General features: G+C 64.4%; 19 protein-coding genes. 8 read left to right on the top strand and 11 right to left on the bottom strand.

The window, feature by feature from the left end:
• Window positions 1-13: 13 nt before the first annotated feature.
• The 3 genes from araG to ACOJCM_RS10745 are packed head-to-tail and all read right to left on the bottom strand — an operon-like array spanning window position 14 to window position 3,809.
• On the bottom strand, window positions 14-1,507 hold the full coding sequence (gene araG / locus ACOJCM_RS10755) for an L-arabinose ABC transporter ATP-binding protein AraG (RefSeq protein WP_445212051.1): 1,494 nt from the start codon (window positions 1,505-1,507) through the stop codon (window positions 14-16).
• A 32-nt stretch (window positions 1,508-1,539) separates the two neighbouring features.
• The gene (locus ACOJCM_RS10750; protein ID WP_445212050.1) at window positions 1,540-2,535 is read right to left on the bottom strand and encodes an arabinose ABC transporter substrate-binding protein; all 996 of its coding nucleotides are present in this window, start codon (window positions 2,533-2,535) and stop codon (window positions 1,540-1,542) included.
• Window positions 2,536-2,588: 53 nt separating this feature from the next.
• Window positions 2,589-3,809: an aldose epimerase family protein gene (locus ACOJCM_RS10745; RefSeq protein ID WP_445212049.1), complete on the bottom strand. Its 1,221-nt coding sequence runs from the start codon at window positions 3,807-3,809 to the stop codon at window positions 2,589-2,591.
• Between the two features lie 157 nt (window positions 3,810-3,966).
• Between ACOJCM_RS10745 and ACOJCM_RS10740 the strand changes: the two genes are divergently transcribed.
• Window positions 3,967-4,923, top strand: coding sequence for a LysR substrate-binding domain-containing protein (locus tag ACOJCM_RS10740; protein WP_445212048.1), 957 nt, complete (start codon window positions 3,967-3,969; stop codon window positions 4,921-4,923).
• Between the two features lies 1 nt (window position 4,924).
• Here the strand turns inward: ACOJCM_RS10740 and ACOJCM_RS10735 are convergent, their stop codons facing one another.
• Complete coding sequence (locus tag ACOJCM_RS10735) at window positions 4,925-5,851, bottom strand: Gfo/Idh/MocA family protein (RefSeq protein WP_445212047.1); 927 nt, start codon at window positions 5,849-5,851, stop codon at window positions 4,925-4,927.
• A gap of 138 nt (window positions 5,852-5,989) precedes the next feature.
• Here ACOJCM_RS10735 and ACOJCM_RS10730 point away from each other — a divergent pair, with 138 nt between their 5' ends.
• The 7 genes from ACOJCM_RS10730 (at window position 5,990) to ACOJCM_RS10700 (ending at window position 14,008) form a co-directional block, all read left to right on the top strand.
• Window positions 5,990-7,009 carry a TRAP transporter substrate-binding protein gene (locus ACOJCM_RS10730; protein WP_445212046.1) on the top strand — a complete coding sequence of 340 codons (1,020 nt, stop codon included), beginning with the start codon at window positions 5,990-5,992 and terminating at the stop codon, window positions 7,007-7,009.
• A 65-nt stretch (window positions 7,010-7,074) separates the two neighbouring features.
• On the top strand, window positions 7,075-7,671 hold the full coding sequence (locus ACOJCM_RS10725; protein WP_445212045.1) for a TRAP transporter small permease subunit: 597 nt from the start codon (window positions 7,075-7,077) through the stop codon (window positions 7,669-7,671).
• A complete protein-coding gene (locus ACOJCM_RS10720; RefSeq protein ID WP_445212044.1) occupies window positions 7,671-8,978 on the top strand; it encodes a TRAP transporter large permease in 1,308 nt (435 codons plus the stop codon). Before ACOJCM_RS10725 ends, ACOJCM_RS10720 begins: the two co-directional genes overlap by 1 nt.
• A 48-nt stretch (window positions 8,979-9,026) precedes the next feature.
• The gene (locus ACOJCM_RS10715) at window positions 9,027-10,397 is read left to right on the top strand and encodes an MFS transporter (protein ID WP_445212043.1); all 1,371 of its coding nucleotides are present in this window, start codon (window positions 9,027-9,029) and stop codon (window positions 10,395-10,397) included.
• Window positions 10,398-10,441: 44 nt separating this feature from the next.
• Window positions 10,442-11,389 carry a glycoside hydrolase family 43 protein gene (locus ACOJCM_RS10710; protein ID WP_445212042.1) on the top strand — a complete coding sequence of 316 codons (948 nt, stop codon included), beginning with the start codon at window positions 10,442-10,444 and terminating at the stop codon, window positions 11,387-11,389.
• A gap of 34 nt (window positions 11,390-11,423) precedes the next feature.
• Window positions 11,424-12,410, top strand: a complete 987-nt coding sequence (gene araD1 / locus ACOJCM_RS10705; protein WP_445212041.1) for an AraD1 family protein — start codon at window positions 11,424-11,426, stop codon at window positions 12,408-12,410.
• Between the two features lie 20 nt (window positions 12,411-12,430).
• Window positions 12,431-14,008 carry an aldehyde dehydrogenase (NADP(+)) gene (locus ACOJCM_RS10700; RefSeq protein WP_445212040.1) on the top strand — a complete coding sequence of 526 codons (1,578 nt, stop codon included), beginning with the start codon at window positions 12,431-12,433 and terminating at the stop codon, window positions 14,006-14,008.
• Between the two features lie 61 nt (window positions 14,009-14,069).
• On the opposite strand, the gene uxuA is transcribed toward ACOJCM_RS10700, so the two are convergent.
• The 7 genes from uxuA to manD all read right to left on the bottom strand — a co-directional run bounded on the left by uxuA (window position 14,070) and on the right by manD (window position 22,035).
• Window positions 14,070-15,248, bottom strand: coding sequence for a mannonate dehydratase (gene uxuA, locus ACOJCM_RS10695; protein WP_445212039.1), 1,179 nt, complete (start codon window positions 15,246-15,248; stop codon window positions 14,070-14,072).
• A 9-nt stretch (window positions 15,249-15,257) separates the two neighbouring features.
• On the bottom strand, window positions 15,258-16,730 hold the full coding sequence (locus ACOJCM_RS10690; RefSeq protein WP_445212038.1) for a mannitol dehydrogenase family protein: 1,473 nt from the start codon (window positions 16,728-16,730) through the stop codon (window positions 15,258-15,260).
• Window positions 16,731-16,773: 43 nt separating this feature from the next.
• Window positions 16,774-18,054: a TRAP transporter large permease gene (locus ACOJCM_RS10685; protein WP_445212037.1), complete on the bottom strand. Its 1,281-nt coding sequence runs from the start codon at window positions 18,052-18,054 to the stop codon at window positions 16,774-16,776.
• The gene (locus ACOJCM_RS10680; protein ID WP_445212036.1) at window positions 18,054-18,638 is read right to left on the bottom strand and encodes a TRAP transporter small permease; all 585 of its coding nucleotides are present in this window, start codon (window positions 18,636-18,638) and stop codon (window positions 18,054-18,056) included. The genes ACOJCM_RS10685 and ACOJCM_RS10680 overlap by 1 nt, the downstream gene beginning before the upstream one ends.
• Window positions 18,639-18,754: 116 nt before the next feature.
• Complete coding sequence (locus ACOJCM_RS10675; RefSeq protein WP_445212035.1) at window positions 18,755-19,723, bottom strand: TRAP transporter substrate-binding protein; 969 nt, start codon at window positions 19,721-19,723, stop codon at window positions 18,755-18,757.
• Window positions 19,724-19,790: 67 nt separating this feature from the next.
• Window positions 19,791-20,810 carry a Zn-dependent oxidoreductase gene (locus ACOJCM_RS10670; RefSeq protein WP_445212034.1) on the bottom strand — a complete coding sequence of 340 codons (1,020 nt, stop codon included), beginning with the start codon at window positions 20,808-20,810 and terminating at the stop codon, window positions 19,791-19,793.
• Between the two features lie 13 nt (window positions 20,811-20,823).
• A complete protein-coding gene (gene manD / locus ACOJCM_RS10665; RefSeq protein WP_445212033.1) occupies window positions 20,824-22,035 on the bottom strand; it encodes a D-mannonate dehydratase ManD in 1,212 nt (403 codons plus the stop codon).
• Window positions 22,036-22,038: the final 3 nt, after the last annotated feature.

The raw sequence follows: 22,038 nt of genomic DNA, 5'->3' as shown, positions 1-22,038 counted from the left end.
TTCGCCGACAGGCTCAGGCGGGCAGCGCCAGCCCCAGCAGGCGTTCCTGGGTAACCTCACGGCGCGGGACGATGTCGACGAGCTCTCCGTCACGCATCACGCCGATGCGGTCGCAGATGGAGCTCACTTCGGCCAGGTCGCTGGAGATCACGATGACGCTCTTGCCCTGCTCGGCCAGGTCGTAGAGCAAGGTGTAGATGTCGCGACGGGCGCCGACATCGATACCTCGCGTGGGCTCGTCCACCACGAACAAGTCGATCTCCTCGGCCAGCCAACGCGCCAGGATCACCTTCTGCTGGTTACCGCCGGAGAGCGTGCCGATGGGCGTGCGCGGGCCCGGTGTCTTTATGCTCAGCCGCCGGATGTATTCTTCGGCGTTGGCACGTTCACGACGGGGATCGCGAAACACACCCCAGCGCCTGAAGAAGCGCCGGCAGCTGATGTTGAGGTTGTCGGCCACGCTGGCCACGGGAAAGATGCCCTGCGACTTGCGATCCTCGGGGCACATGGCAATGCCCATGCGGATCGCCTCGCCGGGACTGGTGAAGCGCCTTGCCGTACCCTGGAAGCGCACCACCCCCGCGCTGGCGGCCTCTGCCCCGCAAACCAGTCGCATCAGCTCGCTGCGGCCCGCGCCGACCAGGCCAAAAAGACCGAATACTTCGCCGCGCTTGACCTCGAAGCTGACGGGCGCCCTGAGCCCCCGGCCTTCGATGGCATCGATCTCGAGCATGACCTCGCCCTGCTCCCGCTCGCGGTAGCCGTAGACGTCCTCGATATCGCGTCCGACCATTTCGCTGACCAGGGTGTCGTGGTCGAGGGAGGCCAGGCTTTCATGGGTACGCACATGCTTGCCGTCACGAAACACGGTGACCGCATCGCACATCTTGAAGACCTCCTCCATGCGATGGGTCACGTAGAGCACTACGCGCCCCTCGTCGCGCAGCCGGGCGACGATGCGCTCGAGCTCGCGCGTCTCCTGTACCGACAGGCTGCTGGTGGGCTCGTCGAAGGCGATGATACGGGCGTCACGCAGCAGCGCGCGGCCGATCTCGATCATCTGCTGCTGGCCGATGGAGAGGTCGCGCACCTTGGTAGACGGGTGAATGCTTCCCTCACCGAGCTCTTCGAGTATGCGCATCGCCCGCTCGCGCAATTGACGCCGGTCGATAAAGCCACGGCTGACCGGAAGCTGGCCGAGAAGCAGGTTCTCGGCCACCGACATGTTGGGGGCCAGCGTCAGTTCCTGGTAGATGATCGCGACCCCCTGGGCGAGCGCCTCGCGGGCGTTGGCAAACACATGCCGCTCACCGCCGATCCACAGCGCGCCCTCGGTGACGCGGTTGACCCCGCTGAGCACCTTGAGCAGTGTCGACTTGCCGGCCCCGTTCTCGCCCATCAGGGCGTGCACCTGGCCGGCATGGGCGCCGAAGCTGACCCTGTCCAGCGCACGCACCCCGGGGAAGACCACGCTGATGCCGTCGAATCGAAGAAAGGGTTCCGTCATGTCGCTCTCCCGCTCGCCGTGACCCGCCATCCTCACAGCCCCAGTTCGGCGCGCACGTTTTGCCAGTTGTCGCGCGTCATCAGTGTGCCGGTGGTCTCGGTATTGGCCGGTGGCTCCTCGCCTTCGGTGATCCAGCGATAGAGGTTCTCCGCGGTTTGCTGGCCATGCTGGGTAGAGCTCACTGCCACGGTGCCGTGAAAGCCGGTCGGGTTGCTGCGCGAGAACTCGGCGAAGGCGGCGCCGGAACCGTTGATGCCCACGCCGATCACATCCTCGGCGGCCAGGCCGTACTGCTCGGTAGCGCGCACGCCGCCCAGCACACTCTCCTCGTTGAGGGCGTAGATGATCCAATGCTCGAATTCGTCGTGCTGGGAAAGGATCGGCGAAGCGGCCGAGAAGGCGCTGCTGGTATCGGTGTTCTGCTGGGGAGCATCGAAGATGTTCGCCTCGGGGAAGCCGTGCTCGAGCAGCACGTCGGTGGCGCCGTCGGTGCGCTCCCGAGCGGTGGGCAATTCGTTATTGGTAATGCGCAAGGCGGCGACCTCTTGAGGATCCCAGCTGCGTGCTTCCATTTCCGCGGCAAGCGCCTCACCGACCTGCTGGCCGATCTTGTAGCCGGACATGCCCAGATGCGGCACGCCCTCGAGCGGTTCGCCGTTTCCGTCGACGAACTGATCGTCGACCGTGATCACTTTCATGCCGTACTGGTTGGCGCGATTCATCACGGCCGAACCCAGGCGCACATCCGGCGGGCAGATGACGAAGCCCTGGGCGCCCTGGGAGTTGAGGTTGTCGATGGCGCTGAGCACCTCCTGGCCGTCTTCGCCACCTAGCCGCACGACGCGGAAGCCCAGCTCCTCGCCCACCTGAGTCGCCGCTTCCTGCTCGTTGATGAACCAGGCCTGCTCGGGTTTCTTGACGATGAAACCGATACGGACTTCCTCTTCGTCAGCCTGTACTGCACCGACGGTACCGAGTGCCAGGCCGGCACTCAGGGCCAGGCGAGTGAAGGTCGTTGTCATGGACATGTCGTACTCCTGAATTCGCTACGGGTTTTGTTGTTGATGTTGGGACTCATGCGTCACGAGCCCGGGGCTTCCTGAGCGGCGAAGCGGAAGATCGTGCGTGAGCGGTAGGTCTCCCCCGGCTCAAGCACGGTATCGGGAAAGGCCTCCTGATTGGGCGAGTCGGGGAAATGCTGGGTTTCCAGCGCGAATCCCGAGCGGTGCTCGTAGGCTCGCCCCTGCTTGCCCGTCAGATCACCGGCGAGAAAGTTGCCCGAGTAGAACTGGATGCCCGGCTCGGTGGTGGCGATCTCGAGCAGACGCCCGCTCCTGGGCTCCCATACCCTGGCGGCCAAGACAGGGGCCTCGATGGAAGCGCCATTGTCGGCGAGCACGAAGTTGTGGTCGTAGCCCTTACCGAGGGTCAGCTGCTCGTTGTCCTGCTCGATGCGCTCGCCGATCGGCGTCGGCTGGGTGAAGTCGAATGGCGTACCCTCGACCGAGCGGATCTCGCCGGTAGGAATCAGCCCTTCATCCACCGGAGTAAAGGCATCGGCGTTGATCATCAGCCGATGATCGAGAATGCTGCCGCTGCCCTCCCCCGCGAGATTGAAGTAACTGTGCTGGGTCAGGTTGACGGGGGTCGCCTTGTCGGTCGTCGCCCGGTAATCGACGATCAGCTCGTCGGCATCGGTCAAGGTGTAGGTCACTTTCGTGGCCAGCCGGCCCGGATAACCCTCCTCGCCATCTTCGCTTGTATAGCTGAGTACGAGCCCGGCCCCTTCGTCACTCTCGAACGGCTCGGCTTGCCATAACACCCGGTCGAATCCCTGCCGGCCGCCATGCAGGTGGTTGTCTCCGTCATTGGTGGCGAGGGAGTAGGTCTCGCCCTCCAGGGAAAACCGGCCGCTGGCAATGCGATTGCCATAGCGCCCGATCAATGCTCCGAAGTAGGGGTTGGCCTGGCGATAGCTATCGGAGAGATAGTCTTCCAGCGAGTCGAAACCCAGCACGATATCTTCGAATTCGCCTTCGATATCGGGGGTTTTCAGCGAGAGGATGATGCCGCCGTAGTTGGTAACGCGCATCTCGATGCCGTTGGCATTGGTGAAGCGGTAAACGTCGACCTGGCGGCCATCGGGCAACTGGCCGAACGTCGACTTCTCGATACCGCGTGCCGCCGTGCCGTTGGAAGACGCTTCGTCACCGGCATGCGCATGGGCCATCCCCAGCAGCAGCATGGCGGCTCCTACGCTCATCAGCAGGGGCGAGCCGGTACTGCGTAACGTGAGTGGCATGATCTGTCTCCTTGATCCTGGTGTTGTTGTTATCGGAGCGACGCGGGGGCCGCGACTACAGCCGCTACAGTAGACAGGCCTGACATAACCAACCAATATGATTTTCTCCAATTAATGATATTTATTTGGTTATCAATAGACGACGCGGGGAGATGCCATGCGCACGCTGGGTGACGACTGGTTTCTGCAGGCACGACTAAAGTTGCGCCACCTTCAGCTCTTGCTGGCCCTCGACGAGGAGCGCAACCTGCATCGCGCGGCCGCCCAGTTGGGCATCAGCCAGCCGGCCGCCTCGAAACTGTTGGGGGATCTCGAAACCCAACTGGGCATCAGGCTGTTTGATCGCCAGCCACGGGGCCTCACACCGAACTGGTACGGGGAGGTGATGGTCCGGCATGCACAGACCATGCTCTCTGAGCTTCATAACACCGGCGAGGAACTCAACGCCCTGTACGAAGGCAATGCCGGCAAGGTGGCCATCGGCACGGTGATGGCACCGGCGGTGACACTGCTTGCCAGCGCCATCGAGCGGGTACACCGGACCCACCCCAGACTCAAGGTCAGCGTCGAGGTCGATGTCAGCAAGCGGCTCGTGCCGAGGTTGTTGGAGGGAGAGCTCGATTTCGCCATTACCCGGATACCGACCGGGTTCTCGACCGATCCGTTCGTGTTCGAGGAAATCGGCGAAGAGGAGATCTGTTTCGTGTGCCGTGAAGGCCATCCGCTTTCGGGGGAAGACCCGCTGAAGCTGGAAGCCATGGTCGCCTATCCGTGGGCGCTACAGCCCCAGGGAGCCCTAATGCGCCAGCGGGTCGACGCGCTGTTTCTCTATCATGGCATCGAAGCGCCGGCGCAGATCGTCGATACCACCGATATCCTGGTGGCGCTGGCGCTGATCGACCGCTCGGATACGATCACTGCTACCACGCGTCAGGTCGCCGACCTGCTGTGCGCTCCGACACGCTTTCGCATCCTGCCCTTTCATCAACGGCTCAGCGTGCAGCCGTTCGGCCTGGTGAGCCTCAGGCGTCGCCGGCCCTCTCCGGGCGCGGCGACGTTGATGGGCATGTTGCGGGAGCTGGTGGCTCACCAGCGACAGCAGGGGCTTCTTTGATTCATTCGATGAAGGGCTCCGTCGGCTCGCGCCAGGCAGCGAGGCAGGCATCCGCCACATGGCGCAGGGGCGCCAGGTCCACATCGCTGCGATGTTCCCGGATCAGCTCGGCGAACCGGGCATAGAGACCGGGGTACTCGCGCTCCTCGGCGTCAAGCAGGCAGCGGCCGTCGAGTTCCAGCCGGCACCCGCCCTGCAGCAGGCTGAGCCGCCCCGCCTCGGTGTCGACATGAATGCTCCAGATCGGCGGGCTCGGCTGGCGGAAATCGAAGTCGGCCACGATCGGTGTGTTCCGGGAATCGCTGAAGGTCAGCGATGCGGCGATGGGCGCCTGGCAGTTGCTGGGTATCGAAAGCCGCGCATCACGCAGGAAAAAAGCGTGCGGCAGTATCTCGGTGGCGATCGACAACGCGTTGATGCCGGGGTCGAACACGCCCATGCCGGCCGGCTCCCAGATCCACGCCTGACCGGGATGCCATACCCGCACGTCCTCTCGCCAGTCGATCTCGACCCGCGTGATCGCCTTGTCCTTCAGCCACTCGCGTGCCTCCGCCACAGCCGGAGCGAAGCGCGAATGCCAGGCTGCAAACAGGGTGCAACCCTGCCGCTCGGCCAGTTCCACCAGCTCCTCGACCTCGCTCAGGGTCGCACCGGGCGGCTTTTCCAGCAGCACGCTCTTGCCATGCTCGAGGGCGATGCGTGCCTGCGAGTAGCGCAGATGCGTAGGCGTGCAGATGGCGACCGCCTGCAGCTCGGGCTGCGCCTCGAGCATGTCGCCCAGCGCAGCGTAGCTTGGCACCGGTGCGTGACTGGCGTGGGGGTCCGCCGTTGCGACCAGGTGGAAATCGCGGCTCACGGCCAGGGCCGGCAGGTGCTGGTCGCGAACGATCTTGCCCACCCCTACCAGTCCGATTTCGATGCGTTGCATTGCCAATTCCTTTGGATCGGAGGCGAGACGCTACGTCTCGCCAGTGTGAATGACACGACTAAAGTTTATGTTGAACATGGCATGTATATGTTCAACATATAGGCGGAACGTAACAACAAACAACCCCCTGGAGTTCGTATGTCTCGATTCACATCCCGCTTCGCCCTCACCGGCTCGGCCTTGATGCTGTGCCTCTCCACGGCACATGCCGCCGAGTACGAATGGACCTTTCAAGCCTCGGAAACCTCCGGCGAACCGAGCTTCAAGATCAAGCAGGAGTGGGCCGAGCGAATCTCCCGCATGACCGACGGTCGCGTCGAGATCGAGGTCATGCCGATCAATGCCGTGGTCGGCCCCACCGAAACACTGGATGCGGTGAGCTCCGGCATCCTGCAGGGCCACATGACAGACCCCAGCTACTTTTCGGGCCAGGATCCTGCCTTCGGCATGCTGGGCAACCTGGTCGGTGCCTGGCAGAACCCTTACGACTTTCTCGAATACATGAAGCACGGCGGCGGCGAGGAACTCTATAACGAACTGGTCGAGCCCTACGGCGTGCACCTGATCGGAGCCGCCACCTTCCCGCTTGAATCGGTGCCCTCCACCGTGCCGATCGAGACGCTTGAGGACTTCGAAGGCCTCAAGATCCGCGCCCCGCAGGGCATGGTCTATAACGTTTTCGAGCGCATCGGTGCAAGCCCCGTCAACCTGCCAGGCTCCGAAGTCTATACCGCGCTGGAGAAGAAGGTCATCGACGCCGCCGACTCCACGGTACTCTCCAACAACGACGCCATGGGCCTGCACGCCTTCGCCCCTTACCCCCTCTATCCTGGCTTCCATTCGATGCCGATGATCGCCGTGTCGATCAACAAGCAGATCTGGGACGACCTGCCGGAAGAGTTGCAGATGACCCTCGAGACCGCCTTCGACGGCATGGCCTATGACCTGATCGCGCGGCTCAAGGCCCAGGACATCGAGACGCTCGAGCGGCTGCAAGAGGATCCGGATGTGCATCCCTACGACCTGCCCGCCGAGGAGCGCCGCAAGTTCAGCGCTGCCGCCGAGGAAGAGTGGCAGGAATGGGCCGGCGAGAACGAGATGACCCAGAAGATCTACGACTCCGCCACGGTTTTCCTGCGCTCGCGCAATCTGCTCTGAACCCCGCATCGGCAACCAAGCGGGCCGCGAAACCTGGCGGCCCGCAACGCCCATCGAGACTCGCCATGTCGCAGCCACAACACGACCCCAAGCCCCTGCCCGAACAGGAACTCGCCGATATCGTGGAGCAGGTAGAGGATGTTTCGCCCGAGCGAAACGCCTTGGATCGGCTGGTATCGCGAGGCGCCCGCGGTGCCGCCTGGATGATTCTGCTGGCCATGGCCATCAGCGTGGTCGAGGTGTTCCTGCGCTATGGATTCGGCTCCCCCACGTCCTGGGTACATGAGACCGTGGTGTTCCTGGTCGCGATCAGCTTCGCCCTGGGCGGCCCCGCGGCCATGGCGCGCAATAGCCACATCCGGGTCAAGGTACTCTACGATAGCGTCGGCCCCCGCCTCCGGGGCTGGATGGACCGCTTCAACGACCTGGTGACCCTGGGCTTCTGCCTGGCCATGAGCTATGCCGCCTTCACCATGTTCTGGAAAGCCTCGCACAACCCGCTCGGCGAGTGGCGTCTGGAGCGCTCCGGCACCTCGTGGAACCCGCCCTTTCCGGCCATGGTGAAGGGCGTGATTCTCTTCGCCCTGGCCCTGATGACGCTGCAGGCCACGCTTCACCTGATCCAGTCGCTGCGGGCTCGCCCCGGCCGGGAGATGCGCTGATGGATATCTCGACCGCGACGCTATTGATGGTCGGCGCCATTTTCGCGCTGCTGGTAACCGGCCTGCCGCTGGCCTTCATCACCGGCCTGGTGGCCATGGCCTTCACCTTCGGCTGGTTCGGCGAAACCGCCCTGCCGCTGGTCACCAGCCGTGTCTACGGCTTCATCACCGAATACTCGCTGGTGGCGGTGCCGATGTTCGTATTGATGGCCTCGCTGCTCGACCGTTCCGGCATCGCCAGAGACCTGTTCAATGCCATGCGCGTGTTTGCCGGGCGCCTGCCCGGCGGCGTGGCGGTACAGACCATCGTGGTGGCGTTCTTCCTCGCCGCGCTGTCGGGGATCATCGGCGGCGAGATTGTGCTGCTGGGCATCCTGGCGCTGCCGCAGATGCTGCGCCTGGGTTACGACAAGCACCTGTCGATCGGCGTGGTTTGCGCCGGCGGCGCGCTGGGCACCATGATGCCGCCGTCAATCGTGCTGATCATCTACGGCCTGATCGCCAGCGTCTCGATCGCCGAACTGTTCACTGCCGCCATCACGCCGGCAGTGATCCTGATGATTTCCTACATCGCCTACGTGCTGGTGCGCTGTCTCAGGAACCCCGAGATGGGCCCCCCGCTGACGGAAGCGAGCCAGGACAACCCCTTCGCCGGCAGGCTCGATGCGGTCAAGGCGATCCTGCTGCCGGGGCTGATCGCCTTCCTGGTGCTCGGCACCATCTACGGTGGCATCGCCTCGGTCACCGAGGCGGCGGCCATGGGCGTGTTCGGCGTCATGCTGGCCATCATGGTGCGCGGCGAGTTCTCACTCTCCATGCTGCATCACAGCCTGGGCCAGACACTTAACACCTGCGGCATGATCATCTGGATCGGCATCGGCGCGGCGGCGCTGGTCGGGGTCTACAACCTGATGGGTGGCAACCGCTTCGTCTCGGGCCTAATCCTCGGTCTCGAGGTGGCGCCCATCGTGATCGTGCTGGTCATGATGGGCATCATGCTGGTGCTGGGCCTTTTCCTCGACTGGATCGGCATCGCCATGCTGGCCCTGCCGATCTTCCTGCCCATCATTACCGAGCTGGGTTTCGATCCGATCTGGTTCGGCATCCTGTTCGCCGTGAACATGCAGGTCTCGTTCCTGTCGCCACCCTTCGGCCCCGCGGCGTTCTATCTCAAGAGCGTGGCGCCGCCGGAAGTCTCCCTCAAGGATATCTACCTTTCGGTATTACCATTCATGCTTATCCAGCTCTGCGTACTGGCCGCCCTGCTGCTGTGGCCGCAGCTGGCGATCTGGCCGCTCTCACCTTGATGGCGCGATCTCACCGATAGCCCAAACCCAGCCAGGGAGGCATAAACGATGAAAACACAACGACTCACTTACCTGGAAAAGGTCGGGTTCGGCAGCGGCGATATGGCCATCAATATCGTCATCTCCTCCATGTTCCTGATCATTTCGTATTTCTACACCGACATCTTCGGGCTCAAGCCCAGCCACATGGGAATCCTGTTCCTGGTGGCGCGCCTGGTGGACGCGATAACCGACCCCCTGATGGGCCTCGTCACGGACAAGTTCAACAGCCGCCGGGGGCGCTATCGCCCTTACTTTCTGGTCTTCTCGGTGCCTTTCGGGCTGTCGGTGCTGTTGCTCTTCACCACGCCGGACTGGAGCTATAACGCCAAGCTTGTCTGGGCGTATTCGACCTACCTCTTCGTCACGCTCATGTTCACTTCGGTCACCATCCCCTATATCTCACTGATCGGCGTGCTGACACCGGATCCCAAGGACCGGCTGTCGGCCAATGGATACCGTTTGTTCTTCGCCAAGATCGCCGCGTTTCTGGTCACGATCATCGTGCCCAAGCTCGCCGAGTTCGTGGGCGGAGAGAATCTTGCCCTCGGCTACCAGGTTTCCATGGGCTTGATGGGCGGGCTTGCCACGCTACTGTTCCTGTTCTGTTATTACACGACGACCGAGCGTGTGCAGCACACGATCGACGACAAGCCACTGAAGCAGCAGCTGAGCGTGCTCATGAAGAACGACCAGTGGTTGATCCTGTGTGCCGTCTGCTTCACGGGTACCCTCGGCTACGTCATTCGCAGTTCCGTCGCGGCCTATTACGCCAAGTATTATCTCGGCGCCGACGCGACGCTGCTGTCGGCATTTCTGACCACCGGGGTTACTGCCGCGATCCTGGCCATGGTGGCCTCGACCTGGATCACCAAGCGCTATTGCAAGATCCAGCTCTTCCGCTGGAGCCAGCTCGCCGTGGGAGTGCTCAGCGTGGTGATGTTCGTTGCCGTTCGTCCCGGCGACATCGTGCTGGCCTTCATTCTCTACTTCCTCATCTCCTTCGTTGTCGACCTTCACGCCCCCGTCTTCTGGTCGGCCATCGCCGAAGCGGTCGATTACGGTGAAGCCAAGACCGGACGACGCGTCTCCGGCCTGGCCTTCGGCGGCATTTCCTTCTTTCAGAAAGCCGGTATGGGGGCGGCGGGATTTCTGGTAGGCACGCTCCTGACCTACTTCAATTACGAGGCCAATACCGAGCAGAGCGCCTTTACGCTTACAGGCATCGCCCTGATGCTATCCGTCATTCCCGGCCTCTTTCATATGCTGATGGGCAGCCTGATGTTCAAGTATCGGATCACCGACCGCTACTACGAGGACATGAAAGCGGGCAGCCTGCGCGACTCCACGCTGGCAGAGGCCAGCGCCGGACCGTTATGAGCGCTCAAGACACCTTATCGCAACCCAGGAAGGCAGCGAACACGATGGCGACGCTAACACCCTTGATAGAGCAGCGTGCGGACCCCTTCATTCACAAGCATACGGATGGCTTTTATTACTTCACCGCCTCCGTACCCGAGTACGACCGCCTGGAGCTGCGCCGTGCCCGGAGTATCGAGGCGCTCGCCGAAGCGTCTCCGGTCAGTGTATGGCGCAAGCCCGACACCGGCCCTCTCAGCGAGTTGATCTGGGCGCCGGAGCTGCATTTTCACGAGGGGCGCTGGTATCTCTACTTTGCCGCGGCCCCGAGCCGGGAGATCCGCGATGGGTTGTTCCAGCATCGCATGTACGCCATCTGCAGCGAGGCGGCCGATCCTCTGACCGGCCCTTGGAGCGATCCCGTCCGGATCGAGACAGGCACCGACACTTTCTGCCTCGATGCCACTACGTTCCACCACGAGGGATCGCTCTATTATCTCTGGGCGCAGAAATCTCCCGAGATTCCCGGCAACTCCAACCTTTATATCGCTCCCATGCAGACGCCCGAAACCCTGGCGGCTCCTCCCGTTCTGCTGAGCATTCCCGAATTCGAGTGGGAAACCCGCGGCTTCAGTGTCAACGAGGGGCCTGCCGTGCTGTGTCGGCATGGCCGCGTGTTTCTTACCTATTCGGCGAGCGCTACCGATGAGAACTACTGCATGGGCATGCTCTGGGCCGATGCCGATGCCGACCTGCTCGATCCCGCCAGCTGGACGAAGTCATCGGAGCCGGTCTTCAGGAGCGATCCGTCCAATGCCATTTTCGGACCGGGCCACAATAGCTTTACCGTGGACGAAGACGACCAAACCGACCTGCTGGTGTACCACGCGCGCACCTATACCGAGATCGAAGGCGACCCGCTTTGGGATCCCAACCGGCACACCTACGTCAAGCGAATTCATTGGGACGCGGATGGCTTCCCCCTGTTCGGCAAACCGTCGTCCCGCGACTGAATCGCACCACCCCTTACCTTGAGGAAGCAGAGCCATGCGTTTGATCCAATGTGAACAACAGGGCCAGGTCCGCGCTGCCCGGGTCGAAAGCGACCGTGAAGTTCGCCTGCTCGACGCCGACACCTACACCCTGGCCCGCCGCGCCATTGCGGCAGGCCAGCCGCTGGCAGAGATCATCGAGGCGGCCCTCACCGATACCCGTCTCGACTATCAGCGACAGATCGACGAGAAACGCCTGCTGCCGCCGCTGACCCACCCCGACCCGGCCCATTGTCTCGTGACCGGCACGGGCCTGACCCACCTGGGCAGCGCCGACACGCGCTCGGCCATGCACGCCAAGACGCAGGCTGCAGAAAGCGAGCTGACCGACTCCATGCGCATGTTCAAGCTTGGCGTGGAGAGCGGCAAGCCCGATACGGGCAACGTCGGGGCCCAGCCGGAGTGGTTCTACAAGGGCGACGGCAGTTGCGTCGTCGCGCCCGAGGCGGAGATTCCCGTGCCCGATTTCGCCGAAGACGCCGGTGAGGAGCCGGAACTGGCCGGGCTCTATGTGATCGGTGACGACGGGCGACCCTGGCGCCTGGGCTACGCCATCGGCAACGAATTTTCCGATCACGTGACCGAGCGTTTCAACTACCTGTGGCTGGCCCACTCCAAGCTGCGCGCCTGTAGCTTCGGCCCGGAACTTCTGATCGGTGAGTTGCCCAAGCATCTGGAAGGCACCAGCCGCATCCTGCGCGGTGACGAAACCCTGTGGGAGAAGCCGTTTCTCACCGGCGAAGCCAACATGGCCCACAGCCTGGCCAACCTGGAGCACCACCACTTCAAGTATTCGGGCTTTCGCCGCTCCGGCGATGTGCACGTGCACTTCTTCGGTACCGCGACATTGAGCTTCGCCGACGGCGTCCAGACCCAAGACGGCGACCGTTTCGAAATCGAGCTCAGTGAATTCGGCCGCCCCCTGCGCAATCCACTACGCTTCGAGGCGGAAAGCCCCGCCATCGAAGTGAAATCGCTCTGATAGCAAGCAAGGAGTCATTCATGTCCCTGGAAGGCAAGATGCTGATCGGCCGCGAGGCCACCAGCGGCAGTTCCCAGCCCATCCACGCCGTCAATCCCGCCACCGGCGAGACCCTCGAACCTACCTATGTGGGCGGCGGCAAGGCCGAGGTCGAGCGCGCCTGTGAACTGGCCGAGGCGGCTTTCGCCACCTATCGCGAGACGACACTCGAAGCGCGCGCCGCGTTTCTCGAAAGCGTGGCCAGTGAGATCGAGGCCATCGGCGACGCACTCATCGAGCGCGCCATCGCCGAGACCGGCCTGCCCCGGGCGCGCCTGGAGGGCGAGCGCGGCCGCACCTGCGGCCAGCTGCGCCTGTTCGCCGGCGTCGTGCGTGCCGGCGAGTGGCTCGACCTGCGCCTCGACCCGGCCCTGCCGGAGCGCGAGCCGATGCCGCGTGCCGACCTGCGCCAGCGCCACATTCCGCTCGGCCCCGTCGCGGTGTTCGGCGCCTCGAACTTCCCGCTGGCCTTCTCCGTGGCCGGCGGCGATACCGCCTCGGCGCTGGCCGCCGGCTGCCCGGTGATCGTCAAGGGCCACTCCGCCCATCCCGGCACCTCCGAGCTGGTGGGCCGTGCCGTCCAGCGCGCCGTCGAGAAGAGCGGCCTGCCCGAAGGAGTGTTCTCGCTGCTGTTCGGCTCGGGCCGCGAGATTGGCCAGGCGCTGGTCAGTGATCCGCGCATCCAGGCGGTGGGCTTTACCGGCTCCCGCGGCGGCGGCACGGCGCTGATGAAGACGGCGCAAAGCCGCCCGCAGCCGATCCCGGTCTACGCCGAGATGAGCTCGATCAACCCGGTGTTCCTGCTGCCCGAGGCGCTCAAGGCGCGCGGCGCCCAGATCGCCGAGGGCTTCGTCGCCTCGCTCAACATGGGCGCCGGGCAGTTCTGCACCAACCCGGGCCTGGTCATCGCGGTGAAGGGGCCTGAGCTTACCGCCTTCGTCGAGGCCGCGGCCGACGCGGTAAAACAGAGCGCCGCCCAGACCATGCTCACCCCGGGCATCCATGACGCCTACCAGCAGGGCGTGGGCCGGCTTTCGAGCAATGACAAGGTCAAGGAAGTGGCCCGCGGCCAGGCCGGGGAATCGGCCCATCCGTGCCAGGCGGGGCTGTTCGTCACCTCGGCCCAGGATTTCCTCAACGACCCCGAGCTGCAGGAGGAAGTGTTCGGTTCCACCTCGCTGGTGATCGAGTGTGCCGATCTGGAGGAAGTGAAGCGCGTGGCCGGCGAGCTCGAAGGCCAGCTCACCGCCACCCTGCAGATGGACGACGGCGACCTCGACGCGGCGAAGGCGCTGATGCCGATTCTCGAGCGCAAGGCGGGGCGGATATTGGCCAACGGCTGGCCGACGGGCGTGGAGGTGTGTCACGCCATGGTTCATGGCGGCCCCTACCCGGCCACGTCCGACTCGCGCACCACCTCGGTGGGCAGTGCGGCGATCTTCCGCTTCCTGCGCCCGGTGTGCTACCAGGCGCTGCCGGAGGGGCTGCTGCCCGAGGCAGTGCGTGACGGCAATCCGTGGGGCGTGAGCCGGCTGGTGGATGGCAAGCGGGAGGCGTAGCCCGACAGTCTTTGTTTGAACCTTTGGCGGCTTTCGGGCCGCCTTTTTTCGTTTTTTAGAGTCAGCTCGTCAACTGCCGCACCGCCAGCTCCACACCGCGCAGCTCCGCCAGCCCCTTCAGGCGCCCGTAGAGCGGATAGCCGGGGCGGGTATCGCGGCGCTGGTCGTCGAGGATGTGATGGCCGTGGTCCGGCCGCAACGGCAGGCGCGGCCCTCCCTCGCGTTCGCGGCGCCGCTCCTCTGCCACCAACGCGCCGATCACGCCGACCATGTCGACGTCTCCATCCAGGTGATGCGCCTCGTGGAAGGTGCGCGGGTCGGTTGTCTCGCGCCGGGTCGAACGCAGGTGGGCGAAGTAGATGCGCGGGCCGAAGCGCTGTGCCATGTCGGCCAGATCGAGGTCCTCTCGCACCCCATAGGAGCCGGTGCACAGCGTCAGGCCATTGGCCTCGCTGGGCGCCACATCGAGCAGCCACTGGGCGTCCTCCGCGGTGGAAACCACCCGTGGCAGGCCGAACAGCGGGCGCGGCGGATCGTCCGGATGGATGGCGAGCCGCAGGCCGGCCTCCTCGGCCACCGGCACGATGGAAAGCAGGAAATAACCGAGATGCTCGCGCAGGCGCTCAGGCCCGATGCCGGCATAGGCGTCCAGCGCCGCCTGGAAGCGTTCCAGCGTGTAGTGCTCCTCGGCCCCCGGCAGGCCGGCGATGATGGTGTTGGCCAGGGCCTCGCGACCGGCCGCATCGAGGCCGTCGAAATAGCGCCTGGCTTCGGCCTGTTCGGCATCGCTGTACTCGGCCTCGGCGCCGGGGCGCTTCAGCAGGTAAAGATCGAAGGCGGCAAAGGCCGCCTGCTCGAAGCGCAGCGCCAGGCCGCCGTCCGGCAGCCGCCAGGCGAGGTCGGTGCGGGTCCAGTCGAGCACCGGCATGAAGTTGTAGCAGACGGTGTCGATACCGCAGGCCGCCAGGTTACGCAGGCTCTCCTGATAGGCCGCGATGTAGCGCTCGCGCTCGGGCAAGCCCTGCTTGATCGCCTCGTGCACCGGCACGCTCTCCACGACCGACCAGGAGAGACCCGCGGCTTCGATCGTTGCCTTGCGCTCGGCAATGGCCTCGACCGGCCAGGCCGTACCGTTGGGTATCTCGTGAAGCGCCGTGACGATACCGGTGGCCCCGGTCTGGCGAATCTCATCGAGGGTGATCGGATCGCTCGGGCCGAACCAACGCCAAGTGTGTTCCACGAAACCTCCTCAGCTCCGCTTCATGAAGGCAAGTACGCCGCCAAGCCCTTCCGCGACAAGCCGACGGTAGGCAGCGAGCACGGCTTCGACAAAGTCGGCCCGTTCCGTCAGCGCCGGTGGGAACACGGCATCGAGCTCTAGGAAAGCCTGCACCAAGGCTTCGTGATCGTCGCCGTGGGCTTCGTGAAGGAGGGCGAACGTGCCGGCCATCGGATCGTCGACGGCATAGGCATTGCCGTGCAGATCGACTCCCAAGGTATAGCGAATCCACGCCGCCACGCCCAGTGCCGTACACGGCACCTCGGCCCCGGTTTCTTGCCTGGCCAGGGCGCCGTGCAGCCAACGCTGGGGCAGCTTCTGCGAGCCATCCATGGCGATCTGCTGCAGGCGATGGCGGAGACTGTCATTGGCAAAGCGCGCGAGCAGCGAGTCGGCATAGGCGTCAAGGTCGGTGCCGGCCGGCATCGCCAGGGTCGGCGCCGCCTCGTCGAGCATGTAGCGATGCAGCAACGCCACCAGATCGTCGCGACTCACCGCATCGAACACCGTCTCGATGTCGTCCAGCGCGCCCAGGTAGGCAAGCAGCGAATGGCTGCCGTTGAGCATGCGCAACTTCATGGTCTCGAACGGCGCCACGTCGTCGACCATCTCTACGCCCTCGGCTTCCCAGGCCGGACGCCCGAGCGGAAAGTCGTCCTCGACGACCCATTGCGAGAACGCCTCGCCCACCACCGCATTGGGGTCATCAACGCCCAGCTCGGCGAGGCGCGCGAAGTCGGTCTCGGTCATGGCCGGCACGATGCGGTCGACCATGCTGCAGGGGAACGCCACCTCGCGCTCGATCCAGGCGGCCAGTTCGGCATCACGACAGGCGGCGAGCTGCACCACGGCGGCACGGGTGCGCCGGCCGTTGTCCGGCATGTTGTCGCAGCACAGCACGGTGAACGGCGGCACCCCCGCCTGACGCCGCCGAGCTAGAGCTTCGACCAGAATGCCCGGCGCGCTGCGCGGTGCCTGCGGCTGGCCGATGTCGTGGGCGATCAGCGGGTCGTCGCGCAGCAGGCTGCCCTCGCTGGGGCTCAAGAAGTAGCCCTTCTCGGTCACCGTCAGCGTCACGAGGCGCGTCTCGAGCGAGGCCATGCGTGCCAGCAGCGCCTCGAGATCGCGTCCCCATCGATCGGTATGACTGTCCTGCCCCGTAAAGTGCGTCTCCTCGATCACGCCGATCTCGCGCAGCGTGACGTGCTTGCGGTCTGCGTATTCGGCCACGTGATAGAGGTAATCAGCGTCGCGCAGCGCATCGACCAGCGCCACGCCGCCGCGCAGGTTAGCGCTGCTCACGCCCCAGGCGCCGTCGCCGCTGCGCTGCCGATAGCGCTCCAGGTAGACCGCCTGATGAGCGCGGTGGAAAGCGCCGAGCCCCAGGTGGACGATGCCGATGCGGCCTTCACGCGCGGCCGCGGGGAGATGTGTCAGGTTCATGAAGCATCCTTCTCGTTGTGGCTTTCGCGATGCCGGTCCTTTCCTAGTCACCCATCAGCAGATTGGGTAACCACAGCGAGATCGCCGGCACATAGGAGACCAGCAGCAACACGGCGATATTGCAGATCAGGAAGGGCACGATGGCCCGCGCCACGCTCAGCATGGGCAGCTTGCCGATCCCCGCGACCACGAACAGGCACACCCCCACCGGCGGGGTGGTCAAGCCGATCATCAGGTTGAGTACCGCCATGACGGCGAAGTGAACCGGGTCCATGCCGACCCCGGTGGCCACGCCGAGCAGCGCCGGAAACAGGATGATCAGCGCGGCGATAGTCTCCATGAAGGCACCGACGAACAGCAGGATCAGGTTGAGGATCAGGATGACGACGATGGGGTTTTCGCTGATGGTCAGGATCAGCCCGGCAATCATCTGGGGAATCTGCTCGCTGGTCAGGATCCAGCCGAAGAGATTGGCCAGACCCACCATCAGCAGCAGCGCCGCGGAAGTGAAGACGGTATCGGTGAGGATGCCCGGCAGCTTGCGCCAGGTCAGTCCCTTGTAGACATACATGCCGACCACCAGGGCGTAGAGGCTGGCGACGATGGACGCTTCGGTGGGCGTGAAGAAGCCGCCGATGATGCCGTAGAGGATGATCGCCGTCATCAACAGCGCCCAGAAGGCGGTGCGCCCCTCGCGCAGCAGCTCCAGCAAGGTGGCCCGCTCGCCCTTGGGATAGCCGCGCCGCACGGCGAGAATGTACACGGTTACCATCATCGCCAGGCCCAGCAGCAGGCCGGGGATGGCGCCGGCCAGGAACATGCGACCCACCGAGACCCCGGACAGCGAGCCGGCGATGATCATCGGTACGCTGGGCGGAATGATCGGCCCCACGGTGGAGGAGGCGGCGGTGACCGCCGCGGCGAACGGCTTGTCGTAGCCGGACTTCGCCATGCCGGGAATCATCACCGAGCCGATACTCGCCGAGTCGGCCACGGCGGTGCCCGAGATACCGCCGAAGATCATCGAGCCCCCCACGTTGGCCAGGCCGAGTCCGCCGCGGATATGACCCAGCAGCGCATTGGAGAAGCGCACGATATGCTCGGTGATATTGCCGACGTTCATCAGGTTACCGGCCAGCACGAAACCGGGAATGCACAGCAGCACGAAGGTATCGATGCCGGCGTAGAGGCGCTGCGGCACGATGGTCAGGGAGATACCTTCCAGTACGAGATAGATCAGCGAGGCGATGCCCAGGGCAAAGGCGATGGGCATGCCGATCAACAGCAGGACCAGGAAAGCGCTGAACAGGAGGATCACTTCCATCACGGCTTCTCCGGTGCGGTGCGATCAGGGGCACGAAAGATGGCGACGAGGCCCTCCAGGAAACCAATGGCGCCGTAGACCAGTAACAACGCAAACATCACCACCGTGGAGAAGAAGATGTAGAGCATGGGCACCTTGAGCGTGGGCGAGGTCTGCCAGGCCCCGTTCTGGGCGTACTGCCAGGCGTAAGGCAGCACCACACCAGCGAAGCCAGCGATCAGCAGGCAGATCAGTGCCTGATAGGCGGCCTTCGAGCGGGGTCCCAATGCGTGGTGGAAAAGCTCCACGCTGATGTGGCGATGCTGACGTAGCACCACGCCCGCCGACAGGGCCACCATGTAGATGAACAGGTAGCGCGACAGCTCCTCCGTCCAGGAGACGCTGAACGGCAGGAAGAGACGAGCCGAGATCTGCAGCAGTACCGTGCCGGCAATGGCCACCAGTGCCAGGACGGCGAGAACGGTGAACAACGTGTCGACCCAACCGATGAGGCGCCCCACGATACCCTGAAAGGTGGGAACCGAAGAGAGTGGGTCCAACTGGTTGAGCACTTCCTGCTCAACCGCCTTGTAAGGGGAATCCATACGCGTTCCTCATGATACCCGCGGGCCACTGATACGAGAGCGGGCGAGCCCGGCCGGGCTCGCCCGCCAGGAGCCTGGCGGGCTTGACCGGTCAAGTCCGACAGGCTCCTGCGGCATCACAGGTCCTGGATTGCCTCGAACAGTTCGCGCTGCTCCTCGTCGAGGGCGTCGAGAACCGCCGGGCGGGCCTTCTCGGCGAAGGCGTCGATATCCACCTCGACGAATTCCATGCCGCGCTCTTCGAGTTCCTGACGCAGGCGCTCCTCATCCTCGGCGAAGAGCTCGGCCTCATGAGCCTGCATGGTTTCGGCCGCGTCGAAAACCACTTCTTGCAGCTCCTCCGGCATGCTCTCGAGCTTGTCCTTCCCGATCACCACGTAGATCCAGCTACGCACGTGGCCGGTGAGGTTCACGTAGTCCTGGACCTCGTCGAAGCTGGCGCTCTCGATCAGGCTCAGCGGATTCTCCTGGGCCTGGATGGTGTTCTGCTGCAGGGAGGTGAAGACCTCGCTAAAGGCCATCGGCGTGGGTCGGGCACCCAGCGCCTCCCAGGTATCGACGAACAACGGCACGTTGGGCACGCGCAGACGGAGACCATCGAGGTCATCGGGATGCTTGATCGGCTCGTTGGAGGTCAGGTGCCGCGGGCCACGCTCGAACCAGGCCAGCGGCACCAGGTTGGCGCTCTCGGTGATCTGTGCCTCGATTTCCTCGCCGATCTCACCGTCGACCACGGCGCGCAGGTGTTCGGAGTCACGGAAGGCGTATGGTGCTGCCATCAAGGCGGCCTTGGGCGCCCAGTTCTGCAGGCTCTCGCCGGTGATGGTCATGTCGGCACTACCCAGCTGGATGCTGTTGATCACGTCCATCTCAGCGCCAAGCTGCTCGTTGGGATAGAGCTGCACCTCGATGCGGCCCTCGGAGTTGGCTTCCACCTCCTCCTTGAACTTCTCGGCGGCCTGGTGCCAGATATTCTCCTCATTGGCCAGGTGGCCGAATTTCAGCGTGAAGTCGGCGGCCTGCGCGGCCTGGCCGGCAATCAGGACCGTCCCGAAGACGGCACCGGTAATGATGCGCTTGATCATGGCGTTAGCTCCTGTTGTTTCTATATTGCATTGCGTCGTCTCAATGCGGCTGTCGAGTCATGCTGGCTCAGGTACCGATATCTATAAGCACCTTGCGAGCCCTTTCAGGATGGTGATCGAGCATCTCGATGGCCCCCGGCATCTCGTCGAAGGGCAGGCGGTGACTCACCAACGCCAGCGGATCGAGACGCCCTGAAGCCATGCGTTCGAGCACATCCGGAAACTTGCGGTTGTTGAGCCGCGAGCCGACCAGGGTCAGCTCCTTCTTGATCACCTCCAGTTGCACCAGGTCGCTGGGCGTGGGGTTGAAACCGAGCAGGCCGATGCGCCCTGCCGGTGAGGCGATGCGCAGCATCTGCGGCAGCAGCGCCGGCACGCAGGCGGCATCGGCAATCAGCGGGATGCCTTCGCCGCCGGTCAGCTCGCTCGCCGCGGCCTCGATATCCTCCTTGCCGTGCCAGGTGCGCGTGGCGCCGAGCTCCCGGGCCGTGGCCAGGCGCTCATCGATCAGATCGACCACGGTAATGTCCTCGACGCCCTGGGCGCGTGCCATCTGCACAATGGTCAACCCGATCACGCCGGCGCCATAGACCAGCAGGCGGTCGCCGCGCAGCGGCTGCATCCGCTCCAGCACGTTGGCGGCGATGGAATAAGGCTCGACCAGCGCACCGGCTTCCAGCCCCAGGCCTTCGGGCAGGCGATGGACATTGCCGGCGGGCACGTTGACCCGCTCCTCGAAGCCGCCGTCGCGGTGCACGCCGATCACCTGCAGCGCGCTGCACACATTGGGGCGGCCGATACGGCACGGATAGCACTGGCCACAGTTGACCACCGGGTCGATGCATACCCTGTCGCCAAGCTCGATACCCTCGACACCCTCGCCGAGCGCCTCGACCGTACCGGCGAACTCGTGACCGGTGATGCGCGGAAAGCGCACGAAGGCATTGTCGCCGTGGATAATGTGCATGTCGGAACCACAGATTCCGGCGAAGGCCACCTTCACCAGCACTTCGCCGGCTGCGGCACGCGGCGCCTCGACCTCGGCGATGGTATAGTCCAGAGGCGCGTTAACCTGAAAGGCTTTCATCGATACGTTCTCCTCACCAGTGCCACAGCGTGCCGTCTTCCAGCCGGTTGACCGGCAGGCTGGCGCGCTTGTAGGGATACTGCCGGGCCAGGTCCTCGTCGATATCGACGCCGTGTCCCGGCGCTTCGCCGACCAGGAAGTGGCCGTCCTCGAAGCGGTAGTCGTGGGGGAAGACGGCGTCGGTTTCCACCGTGTGGGGCATGTGCTCCTGAATCCCGAAATTGGGCACCCAGGTATCGAAGTGGATCGCCGCCCCCAGGCACACCGGTGAGAGATCGGTGGGGCCATGGAAGCCGGTCCGCACGTGGTAGAGCCCGGCCAGGTCGGCGATGCGGCGCACGTGGGTGATGCCGCCGCCATGGGTGAGCGGGGTGCGGATGTAGTCGATCCACTGATTCTCGAGCAGCTCGCGATAGTCGTGGATCGAGTTGAACACCTCCCCCACCGCCAGCGGCGTGGTGGTGTGCTGGCGAATCAGGCGGAAGCTCTCCTGGTTCTCGGCCGGCACGCAGTCCTCCAGCCAGAACAGGTGGTAGGGCTCGACCGCCTTGCCCAGCCGCGCCGCTTCGATGGGCGTCAGCCGATGGTGCACGTCGTGCAGCACGTGAAGGTCATCCCCGAAGCGCTCGCGTACCGCGGCGAACAGCTTGGGCACGTGGTTGAGGTACTTCTCGGTGCTCCAGACGTGCTCGGCAGGCAGCTCGGCATCCGCCGGTTCGTAGCGCTCGCCCTCACGCTTGGCTACGCCGTAGATGGTGGGTATGCCGGGCACGCCGGCCTGCACGCGCACCGCCCGGTAGCCGAGCTTGACGTGCTTTTCGACCTCGGCGAGACAGCTGTCGATGTCCTTGCCGGTGCAGTGGGCATAGGTCATTACCCGCTCGCGGCTCCTGCCGCCGAGCAGCTGGTAGAGCGGCATGCCGGCCACCTTGGCCTTGATGTCCCACAGCGCCAGGTCCACCGCCGACACCGCCGCCATGGTCACCGGCCCCCGGCGCCAGTAGGCCCCGCGGTAGAGATAGTGCCAGATGTCCTCGATGCGGCTGGCGTCGCGCCCAATCAGGGCGGGAACCACATGCTCCTCGAGATAGGCCACCACCGCCATCTCGCGCCCGTTGAGAGTGGCGTCGCCGATGCCGTAGGTGCCCGACTCGGTGACGATCTTGAGGGTGACGAAGTTGCGCCCCGGCGAGGTGACGATCACATAGGCGTCGCTGATTTTCATGAA

The sequence above is a fragment of the Billgrantia hypersalina genome (assembly GCF_052584175.1).
This window is presented reverse-complemented; position numbering and strand designations above follow the sequence as displayed.